The 21,537-nt window shown below is 66.9% G+C and carries 17 protein-coding genes and 1 pseudogene; 14 read left to right on the forward strand and 4 right to left on the reverse strand.

The annotated features are described in order from the left end of the window. The first annotated feature begins 13 nt into the window (after positions 1 to 13). Positions 14 to 787: an IclR family transcriptional regulator gene (locus WAX14_RS19825; protein WP_422629759.1), complete on the forward strand. Its 774-nt coding sequence runs from the start codon at positions 14 to 16 to the stop codon at positions 785 to 787. A gap of 73 nt (positions 788 to 860) precedes the next feature. On the opposite strand, the gene ahpF is transcribed toward WAX14_RS19825, so the two are convergent. Together ahpF and ahpC are read right to left on the reverse strand one after the other, a co-directional pair. Continuing rightward, entirely contained in the window at positions 861 to 2,456 is a 1,596-nt protein-coding gene (ahpF, locus tag WAX14_RS19830; RefSeq protein ID WP_422629760.1) for an alkyl hydroperoxide reductase subunit F, read from the reverse strand. A gap of 142 nt (positions 2,457 to 2,598) precedes the next feature. Beyond that, on the reverse strand, positions 2,599 to 3,162 hold the full coding sequence (ahpC, locus tag WAX14_RS19835; protein WP_422629761.1) for an alkyl hydroperoxide reductase subunit C: 564 nt from the start codon (positions 3,160 to 3,162) through the stop codon (positions 2,599 to 2,601). Between the two features lie 240 nt (positions 3,163 to 3,402). On the opposite strand from ahpC, the gene WAX14_RS19840 reads away from it, so the two are divergent. Continuing rightward, positions 3,403 to 4,425, forward strand: a complete 1,023-nt coding sequence (locus WAX14_RS19840; protein WP_422629762.1) for an AAA family ATPase — start codon at positions 3,403 to 3,405, stop codon at positions 4,423 to 4,425. A gap of 41 nt (positions 4,426 to 4,466) precedes the next feature. Here WAX14_RS19840 and WAX14_RS19845 read toward each other — a convergent pair whose 3' ends face one another. Continuing rightward, on the reverse strand, positions 4,467 to 5,402 hold the full coding sequence (locus WAX14_RS19845) for a LysR family transcriptional regulator (RefSeq protein WP_422629763.1): 936 nt from the start codon (positions 5,400 to 5,402) through the stop codon (positions 4,467 to 4,469). Between the two features lie 236 nt (positions 5,403 to 5,638). On the opposite strand from WAX14_RS19845, the gene WAX14_RS19850 reads away from it, so the two are divergent. Together WAX14_RS19850 and WAX14_RS19855 are read left to right on the forward strand one after the other, a co-directional pair. Continuing rightward, the gene (locus WAX14_RS19850; RefSeq protein ID WP_422629764.1) at positions 5,639 to 7,747 is read left to right on the forward strand and encodes an ATP-binding protein; all 2,109 of its coding nucleotides are present in this window, start codon (positions 5,639 to 5,641) and stop codon (positions 7,745 to 7,747) included. A gap of 249 nt (positions 7,748 to 7,996) precedes the next feature. Then, positions 7,997 to 9,154 carry an FAD-binding oxidoreductase gene (locus WAX14_RS19855; RefSeq protein WP_422629765.1) on the forward strand — a complete coding sequence of 386 codons (1,158 nt, stop codon included), beginning with the start codon at positions 7,997 to 7,999 and terminating at the stop codon, positions 9,152 to 9,154. A gap of 50 nt (positions 9,155 to 9,204) precedes the next feature. Here WAX14_RS19855 and WAX14_RS19860 read toward each other — a convergent pair whose 3' ends face one another. Then, a complete protein-coding gene (locus WAX14_RS19860; protein WP_422629766.1) occupies positions 9,205 to 9,663 on the reverse strand; it encodes a DoxX family protein in 459 nt (152 codons plus the stop codon). 162 nt (positions 9,664 to 9,825) lie between these two features. Between WAX14_RS19860 and WAX14_RS19865 the strand changes: the two genes are divergently transcribed. The 10 genes and pseudogenes from WAX14_RS19865 to WAX14_RS19910 form a co-directional block, all read left to right on the forward strand. Next, positions 9,826 to 10,638, forward strand: coding sequence for a 2-keto-4-pentenoate hydratase (locus tag WAX14_RS19865; protein ID WP_422629767.1), 813 nt, complete (start codon positions 9,826 to 9,828; stop codon positions 10,636 to 10,638). Beyond that, the gene (locus WAX14_RS19870; protein ID WP_422629768.1) at positions 10,635 to 11,609 is read left to right on the forward strand and encodes an acetaldehyde dehydrogenase (acetylating); all 975 of its coding nucleotides are present in this window, start codon (positions 10,635 to 10,637) and stop codon (positions 11,607 to 11,609) included. The genes WAX14_RS19865 and WAX14_RS19870 overlap by 4 nt, the downstream gene beginning before the upstream one ends. Continuing rightward, complete coding sequence (gene dmpG / locus WAX14_RS19875) at positions 11,606 to 12,616, forward strand: 4-hydroxy-2-oxovalerate aldolase (RefSeq protein ID WP_422629769.1); 1,011 nt, start codon at positions 11,606 to 11,608, stop codon at positions 12,614 to 12,616. Before WAX14_RS19870 ends, dmpG begins: the two co-directional genes overlap by 4 nt. 93 nt (positions 12,617 to 12,709) lie before the next feature. Continuing rightward, positions 12,710 to 14,299, forward strand: coding sequence for a phytoene desaturase family protein (locus tag WAX14_RS19880; protein WP_422629770.1), 1,590 nt, complete (start codon positions 12,710 to 12,712; stop codon positions 14,297 to 14,299). Positions 14,300 to 14,381: 82 nt separating this feature from the next. Then, entirely contained in the window at positions 14,382 to 14,666 is a 285-nt protein-coding gene (locus WAX14_RS19885) for a hypothetical protein (RefSeq protein ID WP_422629771.1), read from the forward strand. A gap of 292 nt (positions 14,667 to 14,958) precedes the next feature. Beyond that, positions 14,959 to 15,057: a K(+)-transporting ATPase subunit F gene (gene kdpF, locus WAX14_RS19890; protein WP_422629772.1), complete on the forward strand. Its 99-nt coding sequence runs from the start codon at positions 14,959 to 14,961 to the stop codon at positions 15,055 to 15,057. Between the two features lie 7 nt (positions 15,058 to 15,064). Beyond that, on the forward strand, positions 15,065 to 16,765 hold the full coding sequence (gene kdpA / locus WAX14_RS19895) for a potassium-transporting ATPase subunit KdpA (protein ID WP_422629773.1): 1,701 nt from the start codon (positions 15,065 to 15,067) through the stop codon (positions 16,763 to 16,765). 61 nt (positions 16,766 to 16,826) lie between these two features. Further along, positions 16,827 to 18,923, forward strand: coding sequence for a potassium-transporting ATPase subunit KdpB (gene kdpB, locus WAX14_RS19900; RefSeq protein WP_422629774.1), 2,097 nt, complete (start codon positions 16,827 to 16,829; stop codon positions 18,921 to 18,923). A 6-nt stretch (positions 18,924 to 18,929) separates the two neighbouring features. Beyond that, positions 18,930 to 19,586 carry a potassium-transporting ATPase subunit C gene (locus WAX14_RS19905; RefSeq protein WP_422629775.1) on the forward strand — a complete coding sequence of 219 codons (657 nt, stop codon included), beginning with the start codon at positions 18,930 to 18,932 and terminating at the stop codon, positions 19,584 to 19,586. 8 nt (positions 19,587 to 19,594) lie between these two features. Continuing rightward, positions 19,595 to 21,418, forward strand: a pseudogene (locus WAX14_RS19910) (DUF4118 domain-containing protein); the annotation flags it as partial. Positions 21,419 to 21,537 lie beyond the last annotated feature (119 nt).

Genomic DNA, 21,537 nt, shown 5'->3' on the forward strand with positions numbered 1-21,537 from the left:
GTATGCTGCGCCGGTGGACAGTGAACAGAGACCACAGGTGATCAGCCGGGTGAGCGCGCTCCTGCGGGCCGTCGCCGGGTTCGAACCGCACGGATCATCGACGACAGAACTGGCTCGTGCAACCGAGTTGGCCCGACCCACTGCACACCGATTGCTCACGTCGCTGGCCGACGAGGGTCTCGTCGACCGTGACCCGAAATCGGGACGATGGTCGCTCGGACCGGAGTTGTACCTGCTGGGATCCCTCGCGGCCGAACGCTACGACATCACGGACCTGGCCGGCGAGATCCTGCGTGGGCTGGCGAGGGAGACCGGCGAGACCGCGCACCTGTCGGCCCGCCGCGGTGACGGCACGGTGTGTCTGGCGAGCGAGGAAGGCAGTTTCCCGTTGCGCTCACACGTGCTGCACGTAGGCAGACGGCTGCCGTTGGGCGTCGCCTCCGCGGGTCTGGTGATCCTGTCCCACCTGTCCGACCACGACGTCGACGAGTACCTGTCACGGACCGACCTGACCGCCGAGTGGGGGAAGGCACACAACCGTGCCTCCGTCGAGCACCGTATCGCCGAGACGCGACTTGCCGGGTATTCGACCAATCCGGCGCTGCTCGTCGAGGGAAGCTGGGGCATGGGCGCGGCCGTGTTCGATCACCGGGACTCACCGGCGTGGGCATTGAGCGTCACCGGGGTGGAAAACCGGTTCCGAGCAGTTCGCCGCCCGGAGCTCGGCGAACTGCTGCTGCGCGAAGCGCATCGGCTCACGCAACTGTTACGCGGGCATCGACACTGACCGGGCTCCCGAGACCGAGCAGTGGCCGCCACCCGGAAGGGCAGCGGCCACCGTGATGTCGAACCGTTCGCCGTCAGACGCTCGCGCCGACCGCCTCGCCGGACTCGGCCGGAGAACTCGTGCGAATCAGATGGTCGAACGCGCTGAGCGCGGCGGTCGCACCCGCACCGGCCGCGACGACGATCTGCTTGAACGGGACGGTCGTGCAATCGCCTGCGGCGAACACCCCGGGCACGGAGGTGCGGCCGTTGGCGTCGACGACGATTTCGCCGCGCGGGCTGAGATCCACAGTGCCGGACAGCCAGTCGGTATTGGGCAACAGACCGATCTGCACGAACACACCGTCGAGGTCGACGGCGCGCGACTCGTCCGTGGTGCGGTCGGTGTAGGCCAGACCCGTGACCTTGGAACCGTCGCCGAGCACCTCGGTGGTCAGCGCGCTGACGACGATGTCGACGTTGGGCAGGCTCCGGAGCTTGCGCTGCAGGACCTCGTCGGCGCGGAGCACCGAATCGAACTCGATGAGGGTCACGTGCGCGACCACACCGGCCAGGTCGATGGCGGCCTCGACGCCGGAGTTGCCGCCACCGATCACCGCGACGCGCTTGCCCTTGAACAGCGGGCCGTCGCAGTGCGGGCAGTACGTGACGCCCTTGTTGCGGTACTCGTTCTCGCCGGGAACGTTCATCGACCGCCAGCGGGCACCGGTCGCGAGGACGACGCTGCGCGAGAGCAGCCGGGCGCCATTCTCGAGTTCGATCTCGACGAGTCCACCGGCGGTCGCGGCGGGCGTCAGCTTCGCGGCGTTCTGCACGTTCATGATGTCCACGTCGTACTGGCGCACGTGGTTCTCGAGCTCGGCGGCAAACTTCGGTCCCTCGGTGTAGGGAACCGACGAAAAATTCTCGATGGCCATCGTGTCGAGCACCTGGCCGCCGAACCGCTCGGACACGACACCGGTACGAATTCCCTTGCGAGACGCGTAGATCGCAGCGGTCGCTCCGGCCGGGCCACCACCGACGACGAGAACGTCGAAGGGGTCCTTCTCGGAGATCGCCGCGGCGGTGCGCGCGGCGGATCCAGTGTCGAGTTTGCCGACGATCTGCTCGAGGTTCATGCGGCCGGAGCCGAATTCCTCACCGTTGAGGAACACGGTGGGCACTGCCATGACCTGGCGGGCGTCCACCTCGTCCTGGAACAGGGAGCCTTCGATCGCGGTGTGCTTGATACGCGGATTGAGCACGCACATCAGGTTCAGGGCCTGCACGACGTCGGGGCAGTTCTGGCACGACAGCGAGAAGTAGGTCTCGAAGTGCAGGTCACCGTCGAGATTGCGCACCTGCTCGAGTAGTTCGGCTGCCTCCTTCGAGGGGTGCCCGCCGACCTGGAGCAGCGCCAGCACGAGCGAGGTGAATTCGTGCCCGAGCGGGATGCCGGCGAACTGCACCTCGATGTCGGAACCGGCGCGCCGGATCACGAAGGACGGGCGGCGACGGTCGTCGCCGGTGCGGACGTGGGTGACGAGGTCGGACATGCCGGCGATCTGGTCGAGGAGATCGGCGAGTTCCGTGGACTTCGGACGGTCGTCGAGGGAGGACTCCAGCTCGATCGGGTGCGTGACCTTCTCGAGGAGGGAGGCGAGTTGGGCGGCGAGTGAGGCATCGAGCATGAGGATCAACTCCAGTGGTGGGAGAACTGTGGCCGGGTAGGACGGGGAGTCGGCGAACTTCTCAGCTCGAGCCGTGAGGGATCCGGACGGTGTCCGATGGCGCGGCGAATCCCGCGCCACCGGAACGGATTCCGTCGACGAATCAGATTTTGCCGACGAGCTCCAGCGACGGCGCGAGGGTGTCGTCGCCCTCTTCCCACTTCGCCGGGCAGACCTCGCCCGGGTGATTGCGGACGTACTGGGCGGCCTTGACCTTGCGGACGAGCTCGGCGGCGTTGCGGCCGATGCCCTCGGCGGTGACCTCGGTGAACTGGATGACGCCGTCCGGGTCGACCAGGAAGGTGCCGCGGTCGGCGAGGCCCTGGTTCTCGCGGAGGACCTCGAAGTCGGTGCTGATCTGCAGGGTGGGGTCGCCGATCATCGCGTACTTGATCTTGCCGATGGTGTCGGACGAGCTGTGCCACGCCTTGTGCGTGAAGTGCGTGTCGGTCGAGACGGAGAACACCTCGACACCCAGACCCTGCAGTTCTTCGTAGTGATCCGCGAGGTCGCCGAGCTCGGTCGGGCACACGAACGTGAAGTCGGCGGGGTAGAAGAAGAAGATCGCCCACTTACCCTTGATGTCCTCGTCGGACACGGTGACGAAGGCACCGTCCTTGAAGGATTCAGCGGTGAAGGGCTTGATCTGCTTGTTGATCAGCGACATGTAGCGCCTCATTCGTTCTCGATGGGTTTGACAGTTATCGACGTTAACGCTCCTCGATTGATTGTGCCAATCGATTGTTCCTAGATATTAAATACAGAAAACCTATTAAACTGATGTTTGCGCAGGTAGAGCTCTTGCCCGACACTTCCGATGTGACGGACTACACAGCCGTGTGTCCTTGTGGCCCCTCCCGGAGCCCAAAAGGCACACGGGCGGCGGAGCCGCACCTAGGCTCGCGGCATGCACGCACCGGCAGCGGCCGTCGGTTCCCCGGACGACCTGATCCGAAAACTCGACAGCACCGGCTATCTCGCCGACGACGGACTCGCGACTTCGGCATACCTCGCGCTACGCATGGGCCGGCCCCTGTTCTGCGAGGGTGAGCCCGGCACCGGCAAGACATCCCTCGCCATCGCGCTCGCCGAAGCCCTCGGACTACCGCTGATCCGACTGCAATGCCACGAAGGCATCGACGCGGCGCAAGCCCTCTACGATTGGGACTTCCCACGCCAACTCCTGCACCTGCGCACCCTCGAGGCAGCCTCGGCCGGTGTCCTCGACGCGGACGCCGCCGAACGCTCGCTCTACACCGAACGGTTCCTGCTCACCCGGCCGCTGCTGCGCGCGCTCACCGACTCCCCGTGCGTGCTGCTCGTCGACGAGATAGACCGCGCCGACGACGAATTCGAGGCATTCCTCCTGCAACTCCTCGACGAGAACGCCGTCACCATCCCCGAACTCGGCGAAATCCGCGCGACCGTCCCCCCGCTTGTAGTGCTCACATCCAACCGCACCAGGGAAGTCCACGACGCCCTCAAACGCCGCTGCCTGTACCTGTGGGTCGATCACCCGGACCTCGAACGTGAGATCGCGATTCTGCGTCGGCGCATTCCCGGAATCGACGAAACCCTGGCCCGACAGGTCGCCCGTGCCGTGCATACCCTGCGCAGACAGGAACTGCTCAAACCACCGGGGGTCGCCGAAACCCTCGACTGGGCACGGGCACTGATCGAACTCGACCGCACCGTGCTGGAACCTTCTACCGCAACCAAATTCGGTCAGGTCACCACTCCCGACGCGACTGCGTCCGCGCCCACAGCTGCCGAACCTGTGGTGGCGGCCGCACCGGAGGCGGAACCACTCGATCTCATGGCGTACGCGCGGGGCTCTGCTATCCAACGCGTCGCCCCGGTCGTCGGCGCGGCAGCGGTACTGATCCTGGCGTTCGTGCTGCTGCGACGTCTGCTCGGTTCGCGCCACTGACATCTCACCGGATCGGCGCGCACCGCTCACGATCCGGACGGTCAGCCGACCCGAGCGACGAGGTCGGACATCTCGTTGATCTGCTCGCGCAGCCAGGCGTGCGAGGGATCGGACTCGTACACCTCGTGCCACACCGCGTAGTGCTGCACGGTCGCCAGCGGAAACGTCGGTTCGAGGATACGGATGTCGGCGCCGCCGGCAAGTCGTGACGCCATCCGCTCCGGAATCAAGGTGACCAGGTGGGTTTCCTCCAGGGCGTAGGGCATCACCGCAATGTTCGCGGTGGTCGCTCCGACCCGGGCGTACACACCCGCGCGCACCAGGGATCGGTCGAGGTAGCTGACACCATCGTGCGGTGCGTACGACAGCATCGGGTAGCGAACCAGAACATCCGGGGTGAGTGTCGTTCCCTGATAGGGGTGTCCGGTCCAGACTGCGCCGACGAATCTGTCGGTGAGCACGAGCGTCCGGCCGCACTGATCGAACTGTGGCCCTTCCATCAGATGGTCGGGCAGGACCGCCAGGTCCGCGTCGTGGCGGTGGAACGCGGCGAGATTACGCCCGGTGAGAGGGCGCAGATCGAACTGCACCGATGTTGCCCGATAGCGGTCCGATCTCATCAGCACCCGCAGCAACTCGATCTCGGCGTAGTCGCTCGTCAACACAGTGAACACCCGCGCGTCGCGGACCGGATCGAAGTCCGGTGACCTGAGAATCGACCGTTCGACGGTCGCCAGCACATTGCGCAGCGGCTCGATCATCGCCAACGCGCGGGGGGTCGGGCGGAGCGAGCGACCGTCTTTGACGAGGATCGGGTCGTCGAGTTGTCGCCGAAGTCGCGCGAGCGCAGTACTCGTCGCCGGTTGCGACATGTGCAGGCGCTGCGCGGCGCGGGTGACGTTGCATTCGACGAGCAGCGCGTCGAGGACGACGAGAAGGTTGAGGTCGACTCGCCGCAAGTCCACTCTGCCCCCCATGCGTCCGCTGTGAAATTCCATCGAACCCTACCCTGTGTCTAGTCGGATTCGACACATATGTCCAGGGAATATGTGGTATTCGAATCCGCCTGCCGTCTTGTGTGCAGCGTGCGCCGTTCCTACTCTGTCCTCCTGTACCTATCTCCCAAATCTGTTTCGACATCGATATTTGCGTGTATCCAGCCAATTTCGGTCAGCGCGACGGTGCCCGAATCTCGAAAGGAGCCGGCACTGTCATGAGCCGCTCGATGCGACCATCCCGTTCCTACTCACCCCGGAACTGGCGGCTGTGGCACAAGGTGACGGTGGTGCTCTGCCTTCCGGTGCTCGCGGCGAGCCTGTTCGGCGCATCCCGGATCAATCGACTGCTGGAGGAATCCGGCCACTACTCGGCGCAGGCCGATCAGGTCGCCGTCCTGCCCGCACTGACGGAGTACGGAACCGCGGTCGCGGGTGCCGCCGCCGCGACGATCCTGTCCCTGCCCACCGAGAACGCCGCCCAGATCGCCGACGCCGCCGACGATTCGCTCATCGAATTGCTCCGCGACGGCGAGCTCGATCCCGAGATCGCAGCGACCCTGGCCCGGGTCCTCGAGGACGGCAAACAGCTGCTCGCCAGTGCCTCGTCACGGCAACTACCCCCGCTTGCCGCCAACGAACGTGCCCGCGAGTTCATCTCCCGGATGACGCACGCCTATCGGACGATCATCAATTCGTCCGCCAACCCGACGGTGCTGGCCGAGGGCAACATCCTGCTGGACAGCTGGTCGATTCAATGGGTGCTGCTCGATCAGCTCGTGGCGTTCTCGGCGCTGCGCGAGCAACCCGCATCGGCACTGCTCATGTGGAACACCGCGATGGGCACCGAGGTGGCGGAGCTGCGTGTGCTCGCCGACACGGTTCCCGACCGGGCACCGGTGGATGCCCTGATCGCCGAGGTCGAGAACCGGCGCGCGTTGACCGCGAATCTCGACAGCACGACCGCCGACGTCGACACGCTGCGCAGTTCCATGTTCACCGCACTGATGTCGTACAACCAGTTCGTCGACGCCTCGGCCGAGAAGATCGTCGTCACCCTCGACGACCTCGCCGCCCGGACCCGCGCCGAATCGTGGCGGGACGGTATCGCCGTCGCCACTGTTCTCAGCCTCGCGATCGTTCTGGCCGTCGCCATGTCGATCTCCCTCGTTCGTCCGCTGCGCCGCCTGCGCGATGACACCCTGCGCGCCGCCGAGCACGATCTGCCCGGTGCACTCACCGAGATCCGCGACGGAGCCGACATCGATGCCGTGACATTGCCGCCTGTAGGGGTGCACACGCGGGAAGAGGTCGGTCAAGTGGCCCGTGCCGTCGACACCATGAAGTTCGAAGCCCTGCGTCTCGCCGGCGAGCAATCGAGGCTGCGGCGGCAGGTCAACGAGATGCTCGAAACCCTGGCCCGCCGAAACAAGACGCTCGTCGAACAGCAGCTTTCTCTGATCGACTCCCTCGAGTTGGACGAGAAGGATCCCGCCCGGTTGCAGAGCCTGTTCGCACTCGACCATCTGGCCGCGCGCATGCGTCGCACCGGCGATTCCCTGCTCGTGCTCGCCGGAACCCGCCAGCGTCTCGGACGACTGCCCGACACCCCGCTGAGCGATGTGCTGCGCGGAGCCACCTCGCAGGTGGAGAACTACGAGCGGGTGCACATCGGATCGGTGCCGCCCGGCAATCTCGTGGGCAGCGCTGTCGTGGACGTCGTCCATCTCGTCGCCGAACTGCTCGACAACGCACTGCGCGCGTCGCCCCCCAACTCCGCGGTCAAGTTCGGGTTTTCCGGCGCGGTGGACGGGGGGATGCTCCTCGAAATCGCCGATCAGGGCATCGGGATCCCCGCCGAAGATCTCGCGGACATCAACGTCAGACTGGCCTCCGGAAACGACAGCCCCACCGACGCGACCCGGCACATGGGCTTGTTTGTGGTGGGCCGACTCGCCGCACGACACGGAATCACGGTCCGCCTGCGCCCGACTTTCACTTCGGGAACGAACGGCGGGATCACCGCCAGTGTGTACATTCCGACGAAGCTTCTCACCGGGGCAGGCCGTGTCGTCGATCCGTATCATGTCGAGCCGCGGAGACTGACCAGCGGAGAATACGAATCCGTCCCGTATGCGGGTGCAGTCGAGCCGTATCACGGGGTTGCCTCCGACGTCGACGCACCGGGGCTGCGTGCATCCCAGCCGTCCATGACCTCCCAGGAGCGGCAGTCGGTCGATGCCGCGCCGGGCGCACATCATCGCGGTCCGTCCGAACCGTGGCCGACGTACGACCTCGATGCCCAGCGGCGGGGGCCACGCGATTGACTGCGAGATGTTCGTCACGGGTACTACCAGTCGGCGTCGGCACCCACGGTGTCGGGCGATGATCGAAAGACCCCACGGAACAGGGACTTCGGACCCGAACCGATAGTCCCCGAAAACGGCGCTGCCGGCCGTTCGTCCACGATCGTGTTGTTCGCCGTCCCCGGCGGCGCGTCCTAGAGTCGCTGTCCGGGACGGCGCTCCCTCGGCACATGCGCCGGGAGGGGACACATCACGGAGGTAGCGGGCACAGTGGATTCGAGACAGAGCGTGTTGGTCCGGTCCAACTTCGATTCGCTGACCGACAGTCCGGAACGGACACACGAGCTGTCGAAGGCCTTCTATTCCATACTTTTTGCGCGCCATCCGGAGACTCGCGAGTTCTTTCCCGCGACGATGGGCGGACAGCGCGATCGGATCGTGCACGGACTCGGACATATCGTCGGCGGGCTGGACCGGCCGGAGACGGTGCTTCCGCTGGTCCGCCAACTCGGCCGCGAACACCGCAAGCACGGTTTCGACCCGTCCCGATTCGCCTGCCTCACCGAGGCGATGGCGCTGGCCGTCGAATTGGCGAACGGCGACGACTGGACCCGGGAACTCGCCGAGTCATGGGACACGACACTCGATCTGATCACCACCACGATGGCCGATGCCGCCGATGTCGACGAAGGCCCCGCCGCGTGGGTCGGCACCGTGATCGAACATCGCCTGATCACCGACGACATCGCCGTGATCCGATTGCAACTCGACCGGCCGATGCACTATCTCCCGGGCCAGTACGTCAGCGTCCAGGTGCCGGGGCGGCTACGCATGTGGCGGTATCTGTCTCCGGCGACCCCTGCGAACGGCTCGGGGATCGTCGAGTTCCACGTCCGGCGTGTGTCCAGTGGCTGGGTCAGCCCATCGATCGTCCGCCACACGCAGATCGGTGAGACCTGGGTGCTCGGTTCGCCGCTCGGCGTGCTCGGCGCCCACGACGAGGGTGACCGTGCGGGCCGACCGCGCTTGATGATCGCGTCCGGGACCGGGATCGCACCCATGCGGGCGCAATTGATGTCGATGGCACGACGACCCGACAACACGCCCGTGCACGTGTTCTACTCCGGCCGCTTCTCGTACGATCTCTACGACCTGGCGACACTCGACGCGCTGTCCCGGACCGAGCCGTGGCTCACGGTGGTCCCGGTTGTCGAGAACGCGGAGGACCCCCACTGGCATGTCGGTGCGGCCACTCCACGAATGTCGGTGCGCGAAGGCGTCGTCGGCAAGGTCGTGGTGGATCACGGCACGTGGATCGAACACGATGTGCAAATCTGCGGGTCGCCGTCGATGGTGCGTGCCACCGTGTTCCGGTTGCGGGCGGCGGGCGTGCCGGTCGAGCACATTCACCACGATCCGCAGCCCTGATGCCGTGACCGGCACCGTCACCCAGCCACCCGGCAACGGTGGGGCGGGCGTCAGTGCACCGCAACGGGTCGAGATGCGGAGTTGCCGGTGGCCCACGCAGGCAGCGTCCGGCCGAGCAGTGCATCGACACTGAACTTCCCTGCGCCGACGACGGCGAGCAGCAGTGTTCCCGAGGCGAGTGCGAGAACGAATTCGTATCCACCGTCGGACACCCACAAGCCGTTGTCGATGTGTGCGATGAACAGTGCACCGAGCATGTCGAGGAAGAGCAGACCGCCGACGATCGGCGTGAGGGCACCCGCGATCAGTGCGATTCCGCCGAGAATTTCGAGCCACGTCGCGAGGAAGGCCGATACCGCGGGCAGCGGTGCCCCCATGCCTTCGAATCCCGCTTTTGTGCCCGAGTAGCCCCACGAGGTGGCCTTCTGCAGGCCGTGCGCGAGGAAGATGACGCCGAGTCCGATCCGGGCGAGAAGGATTCCGGTGTTGCGGACAGCAGGATTGTTCATGGCAAGCCCTTCGGGCAGGCGGCGCGGAACACCGCTTTAGTTGACAGTTCAACTAAACGGTACGTATCTCCAGTTGACGTGTCAACCATCATTCGGGCCATCATTCCACTCACCGGTACGCGGCACTGTTCCCCGGGCGCGATACCCATCAGGCTGAGAGACATGTCGCAGAGAATCGATACCGACACCGCCGCGATCGGCGAGGCCGCGGAGCGGCTCCTGACCGCCGCGACCAGCGGGGTGCCCTGCGCACCCATCCGTGACCTCATCGGCGCGACCGACATCGCGGTCGCCTACGAAGTGCAGAAGCACCTCACCGAGGCGAAGCTTGCCGCCGGCGCCACGATCGTCGGCCGCAAGATCGGCCTGACCTCCCCCGCCGTCCAGGCGCAGCTCGGCGTCGACCGCCCGGACTTCGGCGTGCTGTTCGACGACATGGTCTACGACGAGAACACCGTCATCCCGATCTCGCGGCTGCTGCAGCCGAAGGCCGAAGCCGAAGTCGCCTTCGTCCTCTCCGCGGATCTCGCCGACGGTCCACTCGACATCGAGCAGGTCCGCGGCGCAGTCGCGTACGCGGTAGCCGCCCTCGAAATCGTCGACAGCCGCGTCGCGGACTGGGACATCAAATTCGCCGACACCGTCGCCGACAACGCATCCAGCGGCGTGTACGTCCTCGGTGCCCGACAGGTGGGCCTCGACGAGTTCGAGCCCATCGCCGCCGAGATGACCATGTCGATCAACGGCGACACCGTGTCCACCGGCAACGGCGCGGCGTGCCTCGGCGACCCCCTCAACGCCCTGTCCTGGCTCGCGCGCACCGCACGCGAGTTCGGCGAACCCCTGCGCGCCGGACAGGTCGTCCTCTCCGGTGCGCTCGGCCCCATGGCGACGCTTGCCGCAGGCGACGTCGTCCGCGCCGACATCACCGGCCTCGGCTCGGTAACCGCGACGTTCTCGAAGGAGGAACAGTGACCGACACCAACCCGGCACCCGCCGGATCCAAGACCAAAGTCGCCATCATCGGATCGGGCAACATCGGCACCGACCTGATGATCAAGGTGATCCGCCTGAGCGACACCCTCGAAATGGGTGCGATGGTCGGCATCGACCCCGAATCGGACGGCCTCGCCCGTGCGAAGCGCCTCGGAGTCCCCACCACTCACGAGGGCGTCGACGGCCTCATCGCGATGGACAACTTCGACGAGATCGGCATCGTCTTCGACGCCACGAGCGCCAAAGCCCACGTCGCCAACGCCGAGAAGCTCGCCCCACTGGGCAAGCTCCTCGTCGACCTCACCCCCGCGGCCATCGGCCCGTTCGTGGTGCCCGCGGTGAACCTCGACGAGCACCTGTCGGCACACAACGTCAACATGGTCACCTGCGGCGGTCAGGCCACCATCCCGATCGTGTCCGCCGTCTCGACCGTCACCCCGGTCCCCTACGCCGAGATCGTCGCGTCGATCTCGTCGAAGTCGGCCGGCCCCGGAACCCGCGCGAACATCGACGAGTTCACCGAGACCACGTCCCACGCGATCGAGAAGGTCGGCGGCGCCGGACGCGGCAAGGCCATCATCATCCTGAACCCGGCCGAGCCACCGCTGATCATGCGCGACACCGTGTTCTGCCTCATCGGCGATCCGTCCGAGGAGACGCACGAGCGCATCCGCACCTCCGTCAAGGACATGGTCGCCAAGGTCGCGACCTATGTTCCCGGCTACCGGCTCAAGCAGCAGGTGCAGATCACCCCGGTCCCCGAGGACCGGCCGGTACACACCCTCGCCGGTGACGCCCCTGTGACACATCAGGTTTCGGTTTTCCTCGAGGTCGAGGGCGCTGCCCACTACCTGCCCGCGTACGCAGGCAATCTCGACATCATGACCTCGGCGGCGTTGCGCGCGGCCGAGCGCATGGCCATCCGCCCGACCTCCGAGGTGTCCGCATGACCAAGCTCTTCATCCAGGACGTCACGCTCCGCGACGGCATGCACGCCATCCGGCACCGCATCTCCCCCGAGGACGTCGGACGGATCGTCTCCGCTCTCGACGCGGCCGGTGTCGACGCCATCGAGGTCGCCCACGGTGACGGTCTCGCAGGCGGATCGGTGAACTACGGTCCGGGCAGCAACACCGACTGGGAGTGGATCGAAGCCGCCGCGGAGCACATCAAGAATGCGCGGCTGACGACCCTGCTGCTGCCGGGTGTCGGCACGATCGCCGAACTGCGCCGCGCCTACGACCTCGGCGTCCGGTCGGTTCGCGTGGCGACGCACTGCACCGAGGCCGACGTGTCCGCGCAGCACATCGCGACCGCGCGTGAACTCGGCATGGACGTTTCCGGCTTCCTCATGATGAGCCATCTCGCCGAGGCACCGCAGCTCGCCCAGCAGGCCAAGCTCATGGAATCGTATGGTGCACACTGTGTGTACGTCACCGACTCGGGTGGACGCCTCACCATGAACGGTGTCCGCGACCGGGTCCGGGCCTACCGTGACGTGCTCGACGAGGGCACCGAAATCGGCATCCACGCACACGAGAATCTTTCTCTGTCGGTTGCGAATTCGGTGGTCGCCGTGGAGGAGGGCGTGTACCGCGTGGACGCATCCCTCGCCGGACACGGTGCGGGCGCGGGCAACTGCCCGATCGAACCGTTCATCGCCGTCGCGAACATCAACGGCTGGGAGCACCGCGCCGACCTGTTCGCACTGCAGGACGCCGCCGACGACATCGTCCGCCCGCTGCAGGACCGGCCGGTGCGGGTCGACCGCGAAACCCTCACCCTGGGCTACGCCGGCGTGTACTCGAGCTTCCTGCGTCACGCCGAGGCCGCCTCCGAGCGGTACGGCATCGACGTCCGCACCATCCTGCTCGAGGTCGGCCGCCGCCAACTCGTCGGCGGCCAGGAAGACATGATCGTCGATATTGCACTCGATCTGGTCGGTGCCGCAAGCTGATTCGCAACGGAGGGGCCGCCCACCTGATCCGGTGGGCGGCCCACCCAGCGTGACGACGGATCACCCGTCGGCACCGGAAGGTGACCTGTGAGCATGGGCGGTGAACGGGCCGATGCAGTCGTCATCGGGGCCGGACCCAACGGATTGACGGCTGCGGCCCTGCTGGCGGACGCGGGATGGGGCGTACTCGTCCTCGAAGCCCAACCCGAACCCGGCGGTGCGGTCCGCACCGCGGAACTGCACCCCGGTTACCGTACCGATCTGTTCAGCGCCTTCTACCCGCTGGCTGCCGTATCCCCGGTGTTCGCCGAGCTGGATCTGCCCGCCCACGGGCTCACGTGGTCGCGATCCACGGCGGCCTTCGGACATCCCCGGGGTCCCGACGACGAAGACGCGGTGACCCTGCGGCCGACGGCGCAGGAGACTGCGCACGACCTCGAGCGTCGATGCGCCGGCGACGGGGACGCGTGGCTGCGCCTACACGAGCAGTGGTCCACGATCCGGGCACCCTTCCTGCGGATGATGCTCGGCCCGTTTCCCCCGATTCGCGACCCGTTCACCGCGCTGCGCCGCCTCGGCACCGGCGAGGCACTCCGGTTCGCCCGGATGCTGACGTTGCCTGCGCGGCGGATGGCACACGAATTGTTCGGCGGCGAGAGCGCCGGGCTCCTGCTGCAGGGCAATGCCGCACACGCCGATATTCCGGTCGACGCCGCGGGCAGCGGCCTGATGGGCTATCTGCTGACGATGGTCGCCCAGGACGTCGGCTTCCCCGTTCCCCGCGGCGGGGCAGGAGAGTTGACCGCCGCACTCGTACGACGCGCGACGAGCGCGGGAGCCGAATTACGTTGCCACCGCGAGGTACAGAGCATCGAACCCGACGGTCCGGCGACGGCCGTGCGCACCGCGGACGGTGACCTCATCACGGCCCGGCGAGCGGTACTTGCCGACGTGTCCGCGACCTCGTTGTACGGGCAGTTGCTTCCTCAGGACTCCCTACCACAGCGCGTCCGGCGCGACCTGCAGCGGTTCGACTGGGATACCTCGGTGGTGAAAGTAAATTATGCTATGTCCCAGCGTATTCCGTGGCGTTCCCCGAGCCTTCGGGAGGCGGGGACCGTCCATCTCGGCGCCGACGCAGACGGACTCGTCCACTGGGGTGCGGACCTCGGGACGGGGCGAACACCACGCTCACCATTCGTGGTCGTCGGGCAGATGACCACGGCGGACGGGACCAGATCACCCTCGGGAACCGAGAGTGCCTGGGCCTATACACATCTGCCGCGCGGAATATCCGATGACGAGACCGCGACCGTCCTCGCACAACGGATGGACGAGGCGCTCGAAGCCCACGCGCCCGGCGCACTGGCCAATGTTGTGCATCGGCAGGTGCAGTTGCCGGGAGATCTCGAACATGCGGACGCCAACCTGGTCGGTGGAGCGGTGGGCGGCGGTACCACCCAAATGCACCAGCAACTGGTGTTCCGGCCGATTCCCGGCCTCGGAGGACCGCGCACCCCGGTCGACGGCGTCTATCTCGCCGGGGCGGCGGCGCACCCCGGCGGCGGTGTGCACGGCATGTGTGGTGCACACGCCGCCGCTGCGGCCCTGGCCGACCACGGTGCCATCGGGCGCCTACGCGGACGGGTTCGGAACATGATCACGCACGCGATCTTCGACTGACTCGGCACTCGTGCGGCGTTGTCGGCCGCGGCGCGGCATCATGAACGGGTAGCGATATCCGTCCGAACCGGGGGAGCCTGTGGTGTCACCGAAGCGTCCACCACAGTCGATGCGCAACGGTGTCGGCAGCGTTGCCCTCGTGACCGGCATCGTTGCGGTCGTGTTCGCATTCGTTCCGATCGTCGGGGATCTCGTCACGATTCCCACCGGGGTCGTGGCGGTGACGTGCGGATGGGTCGGCTTCACCCGCGCCGAACGAGGTCTGGCGTCGAACCACCGCGAAGCGATCGCAGGTTTCGTCCTCGGCACCGCGGCGCTGTTCGTCGTCTTTCTCGTCTTCGTTGCGACACACGCCTCGAGCAGCTGAGCGGAACCGGGTCCGTCCAGAACGCTGCATGATCCCGGTCACCGACCGCCGCCTGCCGACGTGCGCGCAAAGAATTCGTATGGACTTCGGCCGCGGGCGTCAGGATTTCGCATGGATTCGGGCGGACCGGACAGAACGGTGCAACCGTGTGGTGCGGCGTCGTCCGACGCTGGATTTTCCTCTACAGCAAGGAAAAAGAGATGGCCGACACCGCGTACGTGGTGCTGATTCTTGCCGGGTTCGGCATGTGCATGTTGACCGGACGCATGCTGCATTCCAGAGGTGAGCAGCGGTGACGTGGGCCGGGACCGCGAGCGTCGGACTCGTGGTGATCGCGGTCGCGCTGGTCGTATACCTGCTGGTGGCGCTGCTCGATCCGGAGAGGTTCTGAAGATCAGATGAATCCTGCTGTTGCCGCGGGGCTGCAGATCGCCCTCGTGGTCGGCGTCCTCGCCTTGGCATACGTTCCACTCGGTGACTACATGGCCCGGGTGTACACCACCGATTCCGGCATGCGGTGGAAAGACCTGCGGGTCGAGTCGCTGATCTACCGGCTGTGCCGGATCGACCCCCGATCCGAGCAGACCTGGTTCGGATACGCCGCGAGCGTCCTCGGCTTCTCCCTGGCGAGCGCGTTGTTCCTGTATCTGTTCCAACGCGTCCAGGGTGTCCTCCCCCTCGGCAACGGACTCGACGGGGTCAGCCCGGCCGTCGCATTCAATACCGCGATCTCGTTCGTCGCGAACACCAACTGGCAGTCGTACGTCCCCGAGACCACGATGAGCCACCTCACCCAGTCCACCGGGCTCGCGGTGCAGAACTTCGTGTCCGCCGCGGTCGGGATGGCGGTTGCCGTCGCCCTGATCCGAGGACTGGTGCGGGCGGGCCGTGGCGGTGAGATCGGGAACTTCTGGGTGGATCTCGTGCGCGGTACCTTGCGAATCCTCCTTCCGCTCGCCTTCGTGATCGCACTGATCCTGCTGAGCCAGGGGGTGATCCAGTCCTTCCGTAGCGGTTTCACCGCAACTGGACTCGACGGGCAGACGCTTTCCACAGCGCTCGCGCCGGTCGCCTCGCAGGAGGCGATCAAGGAACTCGGCACCAACGGCGGTGGGATCCTGGCGGCGAACTCGGCGCACCCGTTCGAGAACCCCACCCCGGTCAGCAACATCGTGGAGATTCTCGCGATCCTGCTCATTCCCGTCGCATCGACCCGCACGTTCGGCACCATGATCGGCAACCGCAAGCAGGGCCTGACCGTTCTCGCCGTGATGGCCGTGCTGTTCGGCGCCGTGCTCGCCGTGACACTGGCCGCCGAGTCCCGGACTCGGGGCGTGGCGGCGAACGCCGCAGGCGCGATGATGGAAGGCAAGGAGGTCCGGTTCGGCATCCCCGGTTCGGCGCTGTTCGCCGTCGCGACCACGGGGACGAGCACCGGCGCCGTGAACTCCGCGCACGACAGCATGTCACCGCTCGGAGGCGGTGCCGTACTGCTGAACATGCTGTTCGGCGAGATCGCACCCGGCGGCGTGGGCACCGGCCTGTACGGCATGCTCGTGCTCGCGATGATCGCGGTCTTCGTCGGCGGTCTCCTCGTCGGTCGCACACCGGAGTTCCTGGGCAAGAAGCTCGGCAGGCGCGAGATCACACTCGCAGCGCTCAGCGTGCTCGTGATGCCGGCGCTCGTGCTGACCGGCACCGCGATCACCGTGATCCTCTCGTCGACTACCGGCTATCTGGGCAACTCCGGCGATCCCGGCACCCCCGGCGCCATTCATGGCTTCTCCGAGGTGCTGTACGCATTCGCCTCCGCGGCGAACAACAACGGCAGCGCCTTCGGCGGACTCACCGTCACCAGCGACTGGTTCCAATCGTCCCTCGGCATGTGCATGCTGCTCGGGCGGTTCCTGCCGATCGTGTTCGTCCTGGCGCTGGCCGGCTCCCTCGCCGCCCAGCGTCGCACCCCGGCCGGAGCCGGAACCCTGCCCACCACCGGGGTCGCGTTCGCGGGCCTGCTGACCGGCACGACCGTCCTCGTCGCGGCGCTGACCTTCTTCCCCGCGCTGGCGCTGGGACCGATCGCGGAGGCACTGCAGTGACCGCCGACCGACACCACCCATCGTTCCGCCGCGTCGCGGCGCAGATCACGGAGAAACTTCGGTGACCCTCGACCTTCGTCCGGACACGGAGACCACATCGTCCCGGCAGCGTGTGGCCGGTGGTGTGTTCAGCACACGCCAGCTCGCGGATGCCGTGCCCGGCGCGTTCCGCAAACTCGATCCGCGACATGTTGCCCGAAACCCGGTGATGTTCGTCGTGCTCGTCGGTTCGGTGATCGCCACCGTCGCCGCGCTCCTCGAACCCACCGTGTTCGCCTGGTCCGTCACGGTGTGGCTGTGGTTCACCGTGCTGTTCGCCAACCTCGCCGAATCCGTCGCCGAAGGTCGCGGTAAGGCCCAGGCCGCCAGTCTGCGGAAAGCCAAGCAGGACACCGTTGCCCGTCGAATCACCGACTCCGGGTCCGAGATGTCGGTGCCTGCCACGGAACTGCAGGTCGGAGATCTTGTGGTGGTCGAGGCAGGGCAGGTGATTCCCGGCGACGGCGATGTGACCGACGGAATCGCGACCGTCGACGAATCCGCCATCACCGGCGAATCCGCACCGGTGATCCGCGAATCGGGCGGTGACCGGTGCGCGGTCACCGGCGGTACCACGGTGCTCTCCGATCGCATCGTCGTACGGATCACCGCCCCGCCCGGCCACACGTTCGTCGACCGGATGATCGCGCTCGTCGAAGGTGCGGCGCGACGCAAGACGCCCAACGAGATCGCCCTGAACATCCTGCTCGCCGCGCTGACGATCATCTTCGTTCTCGCGGTCGTCGCGATCGGGCCGATGACCGCCTATGCAGGTGCCGAACTGGGTCCGGTGGAACTGATCGCACTGCTGGTGTGCCTGATCCCGACGACGATCGGAGCGCTGCTCTCGGCGATCGGCATCGCCGGCATGGACCGGCTCGTTCAGCGCAACGTGCTGGCAATGTCCGGGCGCGCCGTCGAAGCGGCAGGTGACATCGACACACTGCTGCTGGACAAGACCGGCACCATCACCTTCGGCAACCGCCGAGCCACCGCCCTGCACCCGGCACCCGGCGTCGCCGAAGCCGACCTCGCCGCCGCGTCACGACTGTCCAGTCTCGCGGACGGCACCCCGGAGGGACGCAGTATCGTCGCCCTGTGCGCGGGGCCCTATCACCTGGACCCGAACCCCTCGACCGCCGAAAGTTCCTCCGAATTCGTCCCATTCACCGCGCAGACCCGGATGAGCGGGCTCGACGCCACCGACCCTGCCTGCGGCACACCGATCCGCATCCGCAAGGGTGCTGCCGACGCGGTCGCACGGTGGATACACGACCACGACGGGGAGATGCCCGCGGCCGTCGCCGAGCTCGTCACCGACATCGCCCAGCGGGGCGGAACCCCTCTCGTCGTGGCGCGCGAGGCGGGCGGATCCGCCACCGTACTGGGTGTCGTGGAACTTTCCGATATCGTCAAACCCGGTATGGCGGAACGCTTCGCGCAACTGCGTGCGATGGGTATCCGCACGGTGATGATCACCGGCGACAATCCGTTGACGGCGAAGGCCATCGCCGACGAGGCCGGAGTGGACGACTTTCTGGCGGAAGCGACCCCGGAGGACAAACTGGCGCTGATCCGCACCGAACAACAGGGCGGGCGACTCGTCGCGATGACCGGCGACGGCACCAACGACGCCCCCGCGCTCGCGCAGGCGGACGTCGGGGTCGCGATGAACACCGGAACCTCGGCTGCGAAGGAGGCCGGGAACATGGTCGACCTCGATTCCGACCCGACGAAACTGATCGAAATCGTCGAGATCGGCAAGCAATTGCTGATCACCCGCGGTGCCCTGACCACCTTCTCGCTCGCGAACGACCTGGCCAAGTACTTCGCGATCCTGCCCGCGCTCTTCAGCGGGATCTACCCTCAGCTGGCGGGACTGAACATCATGGGCCTGGCGACGCCGCAGTCCGCGATCCTATCCGCGGTGATCTTCAATGCGATCGTGATCGTGGCGTTGATCCCGTTGGCGCTCGAGGGCGTCCGCTACCGGCCGGCGAGTGCGTCGTCGTTGCTCGGACGCAACCTGCTCGTGTACGGGCTCGGCGGAGTCGTCACACCCTTCGTCGGCATCTGGCTGATCGACCTCGTCGTCCGACTCGTCCCGGGAATGGGGTAGAACACAATGTATTCCACAACTTTCTTCCGGCAGACGCGCGTGGGGTTCCTCGTGTTGATCGCGCTCACCGTCGTCGTCGGCGGTGTCTACCCGGCGGCGGTCTGGGCCGTGAGCCGGATCGGTGTCGCGAGCGCAGAAGGTTCGGTGCTGACCGACGCGCACGGATGCGTCGTCGGTAGCCGATTGGTCGGCGTCGACCCTCGGGTCGCACCGGGACAGCCCGATCCCTTCTTCCATGCGCGCGTCGTGGGATCCACATCCGACGGCGACCCTTTCGCGCCGGGTGACCCGACGGCTGCGCTGCCGTCCAATCAGGGGCCGAGCAGCGAGGTGCTCGCGGGCTTCGTCGACGCACGCCGTGCCGCGATCGCGGCACGGGAACAGGTCACCGCAGACCGGGTTCCGGTCGACGCGGTCACCGGCTCCGGTTCCGGAATCGATCCGCACATCTCCCCCGCCTACGCCGCACTGCAGGTGCCGCGGGTAGCGCGCGAAGCCGGTCTGGGGGAGGACCGGGTTCGGGAACTGGTCGCCGAACACACCGAGGGACGGCAGCTCGGGTTCCTCGGTGCCGAGCGCGTGAATGTGCCCGAACTGAATGTGGCACTAGGCTTGACGGCACCTGGCTGCCCGGGCGAGGCAGCCGCACCGACCGGTTCGTGAGGAGACAGATGGGCGCCACCGGTTCGACGCGACGGCGCGGGAAGCTGCGCATCTACCTCGGTGCCGCCCCCGGTGCGGGCAAGACCTACGCGATGCTGGGTGAAGCCCACCGGCGCATCGCCCGCGGAGCCGACGTCGTCGTCGCGATCGTGGACACGCACGGGCGCACACGGACGGCGGAACGCCTCGACGGCCTCGAACTCGTTCCGCCGCGGCAGACCGAGTATCGGGGCACGATGTTCGAGGAGCTGGATCTCGATGCCGTGCTGACTCGGCGCCCGGGAGTCGCGCTGGTCGACGAACTCGCACACGCCAACGTGCCGGGCAGCCGGAACGAGAAGCGATGGCAGGACGTCGACGAGCTTCTCGAAGCCGGGATCGATGTGCTCTCGACGGTCAACATCCAGCATCTCGCCTCGCTCAACGATGTGGTCGAGCAGATCACCGGGGTCGTGCAGCGGGAGACGATCCCGGACGAGGTGGTGCGCCGCGCCGAACAGGTCGAGTTGGTCGACATCACGCCGCAGGCATTGCAGCGACGGCTCGCGCACGGCAACGTCTACGCCTCGGAGAAGGTCGACGCCGCGCTGCGGAACTACTTCCGGGAAGGCAACCTGACAGCGCTGCGGGAGATCGCACTGCTGTGGCTCGCCGACCAGGTCGATGTCGCGCTGGCCAAATATCGTGGTGAGCACGCGATCACCGCGATATGGGAGACCAGGGAGCGAGTGGTGGTCGCGGTGACCGGGGGACCGGAATCGGAGACCTTGGTGCGACGAGCCAGCCGGATCGCGGCCAAGGCCAGCGCCGAACTGCTGGTCGTGCACGTGGTGCGCGGTGACGGGCTGGCGGGGGTAGCGGCACCGCGCATGGGGGCGGTGCGGGCGCTGGTGACAAGTCTGGGCGCGAGCATGCACAGTGTCGTCGGAGACGACGTGCCGGGCGCGCTACTGGATTTCGCTCGGGAAGTGAACGCCACGCAGCTCGTGATCGGCACGTCGCGGCGCTCACGATGGGCGCGCATCGTCGACGAAGGGATCGGTGCCGCGGTGGTTCGCGAATCCGGAAAAGTGGACGTGCACATGGTCACCCATGAACACACCGCCGCTCCACCTCGAGTGGCGCTGGGAGGCCGGCGCGACCGGCGGATGCAGTCGTGGATCGCCGCGTTCCTCATTCCGCTCGGCGCCACCGGACTGCTCGCCGGAGTCGACCGGCTCACCGGCGTCGCGGGTCAGAACGCCCTGTTCTTCGTCGTGGTCCTGGCCGTGGCGTTGTTCGGCGGTATCGGCCCGGCGATCGTGGCAGCACTGCTGTCCGGTCTGCTGCTCAACTTCTTCTTCACCGAACCACTTCACAGCTTCACGATCGCGCAACCCGACAATTTCGTCACCACTGTGGTGCTGCTCGTGATCGCAGTCGCGGTCGCCGCACTCGTCGATGCCGCGGCCGCACGCAGCCGGGAGGCCCGGCTGGCCTCACGGGAAGCGGAACTGCTCGCGATGTTCGCCGGGGCGGTGCTGCGCGGCGCGGATGTACGGCAACTGCTCGGGAAGGTCCAGGAGACATACGCACAGCACGGGGTGAGCCTGATCCGCACCGACGGCGAGCGGCCACTCGTCCTGGGAACCACAGGATCGGCGCCCCCGACGACACCCGAAACTGCCGACACCGTCTGCGATGTGGAAGCAAGCTCCTACACGCTGCTTCTCCGCGGGCCTCGACTCCACGCCCGTGACCGCCGCGTTCTCGTCGCGGTGGCCGGCCAGGCGGCCGCACTGGTCCGGCAACAGGAACTCGCCGCCGAAGCCGCCCGCGCCTCGGCTCTGAGTGTGCATCTGAAAACTCGGTGAGCATCGGCGTGTGACGGGCCGGATACCGGCGAACTCCTGGTAGGCCAGTGAGTGCTTACGTCCCTGCCCTACCAGGAGCTCACTTGCCATCATCGCCT

The organism is Rhodococcus sp. (in: high G+C Gram-positive bacteria) (assembly GCF_049299235.1).
GTDB lineage: Bacteria > Actinomycetota > Actinomycetes > Mycobacteriales > Mycobacteriaceae > Rhodococcus.